At 69.0% G+C, this 7,928-nt stretch carries 7 protein-coding genes; 1 reads left to right on the forward strand and 6 read right to left on the reverse strand.

What is annotated here, in order from left to right; all coding sequences use genetic code 11:
* From RMO40_RS23740 to RMO40_RS23765, 6 genes are all read right to left on the reverse strand, one after another.
* Positions 1-379: TonB-dependent receptor plug domain-containing protein (locus RMO40_RS23740; protein ID WP_489660234.1), on the reverse strand; the 379-nt coding region annotated here is incomplete at its 3' end.
* A gap of 266 nt (positions 380-645) precedes the next feature.
* Positions 646-1,104: a hypothetical protein gene (locus tag RMO40_RS23745; protein ID WP_309726115.1), complete on the reverse strand. Its 459-nt coding sequence runs from the start codon at positions 1,102-1,104 to the stop codon at positions 646-648.
* Positions 1,101-1,493, reverse strand: a complete 393-nt coding sequence (locus tag RMO40_RS23750) for a hypothetical protein (protein WP_309726116.1) — start codon at positions 1,491-1,493, stop codon at positions 1,101-1,103. The genes RMO40_RS23745 and RMO40_RS23750 overlap by 4 nt, the downstream gene beginning before the upstream one ends.
* Before the next feature lie 64 nt (positions 1,494-1,557).
* Complete coding sequence (locus tag RMO40_RS23755) at positions 1,558-2,277, reverse strand: hypothetical protein (protein ID WP_309726118.1); 720 nt, start codon at positions 2,275-2,277, stop codon at positions 1,558-1,560.
* Positions 2,274-4,880: a fused MFS/spermidine synthase gene (locus tag RMO40_RS23760; RefSeq protein ID WP_309726120.1), complete on the reverse strand. Its 2,607-nt coding sequence runs from the start codon at positions 4,878-4,880 to the stop codon at positions 2,274-2,276. Before RMO40_RS23760 ends, RMO40_RS23755 begins: the two co-directional genes overlap by 4 nt.
* Positions 4,873-5,496, reverse strand: coding sequence for a putative 2OG-Fe(II) oxygenase (locus tag RMO40_RS23765; protein ID WP_309726122.1), 624 nt, complete (start codon positions 5,494-5,496; stop codon positions 4,873-4,875). Before RMO40_RS23765 ends, RMO40_RS23760 begins: the two co-directional genes overlap by 8 nt.
* Positions 5,497-5,693: 197 nt before the next feature.
* Between RMO40_RS23765 and RMO40_RS23770 the strand changes: the two genes are divergently transcribed.
* A partial coding sequence (locus RMO40_RS23770) for a hypothetical protein (protein ID WP_309726124.1) occupies positions 5,694-7,928 on the forward strand: 2,235 nt, incomplete at its 3' end.

The following is a 7,928-nucleotide window of genomic DNA, read 5'->3' on the forward strand; positions in this document are numbered from 1 at the left end:
TTTCCACGGCGCCGGCTGAAGAGAAGTCGCCCTCGCTCGAGTAATAGGGTCCCTTCTTGTAGCGCAGCCCGGTGGCGAGTTCGGGGATGACGAAGTTGAGGTCGGTCCAGCCCTGGCCGTGGCCATGGCTGCGCTGGTTGACGAGCATGCCGTCGACGGTGGTGCGCAGGTCGGTGCCGTGGTCGAGGTTGAAGCCGCGCAGGTAGAACTGGTTGGCTTTGCCCTCGCCGCTGTGCTGGCTGACGATCAGCCCGGGTGCGGCCTCCAGCAGTTCGCCGGGGCGGTAGACGGTGCGGGCTTCGAGCTGCTTCTGGGTCACGGTGCCGACGTTGGCGGAATCGGCCACGCCGACCTGGCCGGGGCCAGAGCCGGTGATGATGACCTTGGGCAGCTCTTGTTCGCCGCCGGCATGGGCGGGCGAAGAGAGCGCCGCCAGGGCAGCCAGGGCCAGCGCGTGCCGTCGCGGCCGCCGGGTGTGAGGTGGGGTGGTCTTCAAAGGAATCTCCAGGCCGCCGGGCCGGGGCCGGGCAGCCGCATGCAGTTTTGGTGATCGCACACACACACTCCCGCACCTCGGCCCGGCGCGGCGGGCCGGTCGGGCGAGGCGGGTGTGCGGTGCGAAGCTGGTAACGCGCGGGGTGGCGCTCAGCAGCGGGGTGGCCGCTCCAGCGGGGCGGTGACGACCGATCGGATCAGCGGCCCCGATTCAACCGGCCAACGCTCGCGCTCGACCGGGCTCGCTGCGAGCGACAGGCTGACGAACAGGCCATCGAGGTCGTGCCCGCGTGGGGGTGGCGCCGGGGGTTTGGGCACCGCGCTTTCGTCGCCATCGACCACGTACCTGACGCTGGCGTCGGCCAGCGCGTGCTCATGCTCGGCAAGGTGTTGGTGGGTGTGGCCCTGATCGTCTTCGTGACCATGGTGATGCGCGTCGTCGTGGTCATGGTCATCGTCACGCGATGCGAGCTCCATGACCACGCTGTCTGCCACGGGCAAGTGGTAGTGGAGGCCAGCCGCCGCGCGCTGTGTCACGTGGGCCATGGCTTGCAGTGCAATGCACAGCACCAGCAGCAACACGCCCACACGCTGCGCGGCCGGGCTCACTCGGTGACCAGCTCGAAGCGTGTGTACTCGGCGTGGTGCCAGGAGATCAGCGCCCGCACGCTGCGTGTGGCGCTGGCACCGGGCGCGACCGAGAAGCGGCACTCCAGCGCCACGTCGCCGTCTTCGCCTTCGAGGTAGGTCTTGCTGCCGGGCCCGCATGTAAGCGGGGCGCCATCGAGCGTGAGCTTCAAGGCCGCCGTGGTGTCGTCGTGGCTGCCGGAAAAATGGGCCTTGAAGCGAAGGCGCTGCATGGCTGGGGTGGCCTTCAGCGCACAGGTGATTTCACGCCGCTCGTTGCGCGGGGTCAGTGACTCGCAGGCCGCCGGCTCGATGGCGGAAGCGGGGCTCGCGCTGGCGGCCCAGGTGGCCAGGGTCAAAAGGGTTCGCATCGTGAGCGTGTGTACGCAGAGGCGGTGAAAACAGATGCGCGTCATTGTCTGCGTTCTCTGCAAATCAGTCGTGGTGGGCGGCGACACGCGGATCGGCGCTGTCGCTCAGCGGCGTCGACGCGGCCACCTCGGTGCTCGCTGGCGCCGGTGGCGGCGCAGTGACCGGCAAGGCGCTGGGCGCCGCCGGGCTGGCACCTACCGAGCCGGCGCCGGCAATCCACACGCGGCAGCGCCGGGTGCTGCACTGCGTGGCAAAGCTCACCTCGTGGCCGAGCACGGCCTGCCACGCACCGGCCGCGCCGCGGCCCTGCCAGCTCAGTTGCACCGGGGGTGTGGCAGCAAGCGCGGCCAGGTCGCCTGACAAGGGCGAGCCGCTCACTTGCGACAGCCGCTGCGCCACCTGCATGCGCGACACACCGAAGGCCTCGATGTGCCACTCGGCGCCTTTTCGAGTGATGTTCAGCGTGGGCGATGGGGTCGCGGTGTGTTGTGCGAGCGCACGGCGAGGTGGCACCGCGGCGGTGTTCTCGAAGTTGTCCACCACATCGTCGACTGCGGCTGCTTCGATGGGCGCGGTGTAGAAGAAAGCCCAGGCCACGCCGCCGACCACGCCAGCCAACACACAGCAGACGGCAGCGACCACGCCCAGCACGCGGGCTCTGCGCAGCAGCGCGGGCCACCACCGGTTGGACGGGCGCCAGGCTTGCGCCGGCTCTTCGCCGAAAAAGCGGCTGGCCTCGACCTGGGCTTCAGCCTGCGTGCTGGCGAGCACGGAGTCGCTCATGGCCGCGCCTGCTCCAAAGTTTGCAACGCGCGCAGGCCCTCGGCACGCGCCGGCTGCAAGCGGGCCAGCTCGGTGAGCAATGCGCGTGCACCCGGCGCATCGGTGCGCGCCAACGCCACGGCCATCTGCAGCAGCGGGTCGTAGGCGGGCCGGAATTCGGGGCTGATGCGCATGACCTCGAGCAGCGGCTCGCGCACCTGCGCCAGCATGCGCTGCACGTCGTTCGACGGCCGCACGTCGCGGCCCGCCAGCAAGAAGCGGTCGCGTGCCTGCCAGTAGGCCGCGAGCCGCGGCGGCCAGGTGCCGTCAGTCGTTGTCGACACCACCTCTTCTGGCGCCACATCCAGCTCGCCCAGCAGTGCCAGCAGGCGCTCGCGCGGCAGCGAGTCGGGTGCGTAGGTGATGCGCGGCGCGCGGTAGGCGACGATGGGGTGGTTGTCGCTGTTGGGTGGGGCCCCGTTGGCATAACGCGCCAGCGAAGCGGGGCCAGCCACGAAGCCGCCCCACAGCGCCAGCTCGTCGTGCAGGCCGAAATCGGACAAGGGACGGGTCAGCGCCGCGCCTTGCAGCCTGGCCTGCAACTGCGCGCGGTCAAAGCGGCCACCGTCGGCTCGCGTCACCAGGCCCAGCACCGGCGTTTCCAGGCTGAAGGTCGACAGCAGGGCCCAGGCTTGCGGCTCGGCGTCGACAAAGGCACGCACGATGCTGCGCAGCGTGGTCAGGTCGAGCTGGTGCAGCGGCAGCCATTGGCAGAACACGCCGCCCGGTGCCAGCCGTGCACGCACGGCGCGGAAGTGCTCGACCGTGTAAAGCGAAGCCGATCCGCTGCGCGCCGGGTGGAAGTTGTCGGCCACGATCAGGTCGTAGTGGCGACTCGTGGCGCGCACGAAGCGGCGTGCGTCGCCGGTGATCACGTGGAGGCGGGGGTTGGGCAGGCCGTCGTTGAGGGGGCGTGTGAAGTGGCTGGAGGCGGCGATCACTTCAGGCAGCAGCTCCACCGCGTCGACCTGCAGCTGCGTGTCTTGCGCGGCGGCGTTGGCCGTCACGCCGGTGCCCAGGCCGAGGAACAACGCGCGGCGCGGGGCCGGGTGCAGCAGCAGCGGCAGCAAAGCCTGCCGCGCGTCGGCATACAGCGTGGCGCTGCTGCCTTCTTGCTGTCGGTTGTCGATGCGAAGGCGCGCCACACCGCCCGCATCTTCCACCACGCTGACGGCCCCCAGCGCACCGTCGCGGTAGCTCACGATGCGCCCGCCCTCGGGCACGTCGACGAAGGCCAGCGGCGGTGCGAGCCAGGCCAGCGCGAGTGCAGCTGCGGCGGTTGCGGCCGCGGGCAGGCTCAGACGCGGCAAGCGCAAGGCCAGCAGCAGGTAACCCGCCACCACCAGCAGCAAGGCCGCCTTCGGGCCGGCCGCCGGAGCGATCAGCACACCGAACAGGAAGGGCGCCACGGCAGCGCCCAAGGTGTTGATGGCCAGCGCGCGGCCGAAGCCGAGGCCGCTGGCGAGGGCCTGCGTGCACAGGTGGCTGAACAGCGCACCCATCACCACCGTGGGCCACAAGAAAGCGACGGCGGCCAGTGTGGCCTCGGCCGCCAGCGCGGCCACCAGCCCGCTGCCGGCGACCTGCAGCACCGCGGCTTTCAGCCCTTCGGCCATCCACAGGCTGGCGGTGCCGAGCAGGCAGGCGATGGCCAGGGCCAACAGCAGCTTCTCGCCGAGCGCGCCGGTCTGTGCACGCCGTGCGAGCCAGCGCTGGTAGGCCGCGGCACCGAGGGCCGTGCCCACCAGGTAGACGGCCAGCAGCATGGCAAAGGTGTAGACCGTGTTCTCCGCCATCTGGCGCAGCACACGCACCACCAGCACCTCGTAGCCGATGCCCAGCAGGCCAGTGAGGGCGAGCAGCGGGATCAGGCCAGGCGCGGGTGCGGTCATCGGAGTGGGCGCAGCGGTGGCCGCCCGCCCGCGAAACAGCCACAGCGTTGCGCCGGCGCAGATCAGGTTGAGCGCCGCGCAGGCCATCGCCGTGCGTGCCAGCCCGAAGGTCGGCACCAACCAGAAGGCCGCGGCCAGCACCCCGAGCACGGCGCCGAAGGTGTTGGCGGCATACAAGCCGCCGAGCGCGGTGCCCGACGCGCTCTGGCGCGCCAGCACCCGCTCGAGCGCGGGCAGCGTGGCGCCCATCGCGGCGGTGGCAGGCAGCAGCAGCAAAAAGGTACCGACGAAAGCCAGGCTCCACTGCCAGACGACGCTGGGCTGCTCGCCGGTGAGCTCGAGCAGCGCCTGGCCGGCCGGTGCAATCAGGAAGACGAGGGCGAGCCCCCAGGCGCCGATCACCAGCTCGCAGGCCGCGTACCAGCGCGCCGGCCGGGCGCTTGTTTCCACACGCCGGCCGAGGGCGAAGGCACCGACCGCCAGGCCAGCGAAAAAGGCCCCCACCACGGCGAGCACAGCGGTTGTTTCGTGGCCGAGCCAGATGGCGGTCTGTTGCGTCCAGATGATCTGGCAGGCCAGCGCCGCGAAGCCCGACGCGAGCATCAGCGCCAGCGCCACCGGCAGGTTGAGTGCCGTGGTCGTGCCCGCGCGCCCGGCCAGCGGCTCAGCCACTGAAGGCGAGCCGATAACCCCAGGAGTCGATGTGTGTCGGAATGGCATTGAAAGCGAGCGAGATGCGCCGCTCACCCGGGTTCTGCGGCACGGCGTGCATCAGGTAGCTCGGAAAAAGCACCAGGTCACCGGGCTCGGGTTGCGGGCTGATCCACTTGTCGGCGTTGTACGGGCCGGTCGTGACACCCTTGTGATCGTTCTTGAATGAAAACTCCGTGCCGCCGGGCGACTTCATGAACACGGTGCGCGAATCGGCATGCGTTTGTGTCAGGTAGATGACACCCGAGATGAAGCTGTTGGCGTGGTTGTGCATCGCCTGGCGCCCGCCGGTGTCGAGCACGTTGACCCACATCTCCTTGATCGACCAGCCCAGCCGCTCACCGAACAGCAGGCCGCCGAAGTCGGCCAACTTCGGCGTGACGAGCCCGGCCACCGTCACCAGCAGCGGGCTGTCGGCCGGGGTGAGCACCGAGGTGTGGCTGAGCTGGGGTGAGGAGCTGTTGTCTCGGTCGGCGCGCGCCGTGAAGTGCTCGACCAAGCCGCGCACGAGCTCGGCCGGCAGGGCCGCGGGTGCGCGCAGCAGCGGAATCGGAAAGAGGCCAAACACTTCGTCCATGGGGCGATTGTCCGGGTCGCACTGCACACGCCGGGATTCCCGAGTGCGGTCAAGGGCCGTCATCAGGGTTTCACATGAGGTGAGGTGAGCCCGGTCTGCGGCCGAACGCTCGACGGGCCTGGCTGTCACGGCATCGACATGAGTTGTTCATAACATCGGTAACAAATCACACACAACCCATCGTCCAGGAGCCCTTGATGAATTTCGACTTCACGAAGAGCCAGATTGCGCTTGCCGCAGCCGCCACGTTCGGCGCCGCGATGTTGGCGACCGCGCCGCTCGCCGCCAGTGCCAACGGCAACGGCCAGGGCAACGGCAACAACAAGTCAGGCACCTACCTGGCGGGCGACTTCCACAACCACAGCACCTGCTCCGACGGCGCGGTGTCGTTGCAGAAGAAGGTCAAGAAGTCGATGGACCGCACCGAGGCGACACCGTGGGGCCTCGACTGGTTCGTGCAAGCCGGCCACGGCGGCACCGGCAACCGCAACTGCACGCTCGCCGAAGACGCAAGCCTTGCGACGCCGGCCTACCCGCTGGTCTACGCAGCCGACGGCGTCACCTTGCAAGGCCCCAACACCACGTGGCGCAACACCAACCCGGCCGTCACGCCCAAGGGCAATCTTTCGGGTTCGGGCGCCACGCAGAACATGTGGCGCTGGGAAGGTGTGCAGACCTTCCAGTACCCGCTGCTCGAGTACCTGGCGGCCTACCGCAACGAGCCGCTGTTCATGGGTGTCGAGTCGGTCGTGGCCGGCCATGAGCACACCTCGATGGCCGTGGTCACCGGCCAGATGCCAGCCGCCATCTACAAACAGAAGCTGCCCACCGCCCCCGGCTACACGCCGCTGGGCAACGCCAACGCGCTGGCGCAGTGGGCGTACTGCTTCGATCGCGGCAACAGCGACACCAGCCGTGGCAACACCACCACCCAGCCCGGCAACGTGAACACCGGCACCGGCAACAACTGGGACTGCTCGGTGCCCGGCAGCCTGAACAGCACCAGCCCTGATTGGAACCCCGCCGCTGCCAAGCTGAACGGCGCGAGCGGTGAGGCGGGCCACGTCAAGACGGTCGAGGCCGTCAAGTGGATGGCTGCCTTGCACCCGGGCGCCAGCTACTACGTGCCAGCCCACCTGGAGCGCGCCGGCCCGTTCAATCCGGCCGGCAACAACGGCTTCAACATCGAGCACCTGCGCAACCTGAACAACGCCGGCCCGGGTGTGGCTTTCGGCTTCGAGAGCCAGCCGGGCCACGGTGCGTCGGACCGACGCGGCGAATACAACCTGCGCCGCAACGCCATCGGCACGGTGCGCTTCGACTCGGTCGGCGGCACGACCTACGGCGGCACCGGCGTTTATGCGGGCCAGGTCGGTGGCGTGTGGGACGCGCTGCTCGGCGAAGGCCGCAACTGGTGGTTCTTTGCCAGCTCCGACTGGCACTCACGCGGCGCCTTCAGCGTGGATGACCGTCGCAGCGACAACGACTTCTGGCCTGGCGAATACCAGCGCAACTACACCCTGGTGCGCCACGGCCAGACCGACAAGAAGCAGGCCAGCCCGAAGATGATCGTCGACGGCCTGCGCAGCGGCAACAACTGGGTCGACAGCGGCCAGTTGATCGACCGACTGGCGTTTGTCGCCTGCGCCGTGCCGTCGCGTGGTGGCCGATACGGCGATGCCTTGGGTGAAGCCGCCGTCGAGGCGCTGGCTCTCGCAGCCGCCAGGCACAACACCGACAAGGACGTGCGCCACTGCGCGACCATGGGCGAAAAGCTGGAAGTCAAACACGGCTCCGACATCGTCGTGGCCATCGCAGTGCGTGACCCGAAGGGCAAGAGCTACTCGCCTTACAGCTTCCCGAACCCGTCGCTGCTGCAAGTGGGCATCACCCAGCCGCTCGACCAACCGGTGCTCGACCACATCGACGTGATCCGCGGCAAGGTCAGCGGCTTCAAGGCCCCTGGCGCGGCCGACTATGCCGGTGCCTGGCCCGATGATTGGGTCGACATGGCCAACCCGCAGCAACTGCGTTCGCTCGCCAGCGTGCCGGCAGCGGCCAAGAACGAGACCGCGTCGGTCGTCAAGACCTTCAACGGCTCGACCTGGCGCTCGCATCGCCACGATCCGGAGTTCAAGACCATGAGCTTCCGAATCCGTGGCGTGCAGGCTTCGCAGTACGCGCGACTGCGTGGCAGCAACCTGCCTGCGGCCGTGCCCTTCGAGACCGACGCAGCCGGCAACCCGCTGTCTGACCTGTGGACCAACGCGGGTGAGATCCAGGCCAAGACCAGCAGCGCCGTTGAATTCCCGGCGAATTCGATGTTGCGCATTCCCTGCACCACGCCCGGCAGCAACGTGCCCGAGAACGGTGTGCTCTACACCGGCGTGGGCCAGCCGAAGATCGACGGTTGCCCGAACCACCTGCCGGTG

The sequence above is a fragment of the Rhizobacter sp. genome, from assembly GCF_031412075.1.
Lineage (GTDB): Bacteria > Pseudomonadota > Gammaproteobacteria > Burkholderiales > Burkholderiaceae_C > Rhizobacter.

What these genes read in the sequence shown, in the direction of transcription:
- RMO40_RS23750 (WP_309726116.1), bottom strand. Translation starts at nt 1,493, where the DNA reads ATGCGAACCCTTTTGACCCTGGCCACCTGGGCCGCCAGCGCGAGCCCC.
- RMO40_RS23755 (WP_309726118.1), bottom strand. Translation starts at nt 2,277, where the DNA reads ATGAGCGACTCCGTGCTCGCCAGCACGCAGGCTGAAGCCCAGGTCGAG.
- RMO40_RS23765 (WP_309726122.1), bottom strand. Translation starts at nt 5,496, where the DNA reads ATGGACGAAGTGTTTGGCCTCTTTCCGATTCCGCTGCTGCGCGCACCC.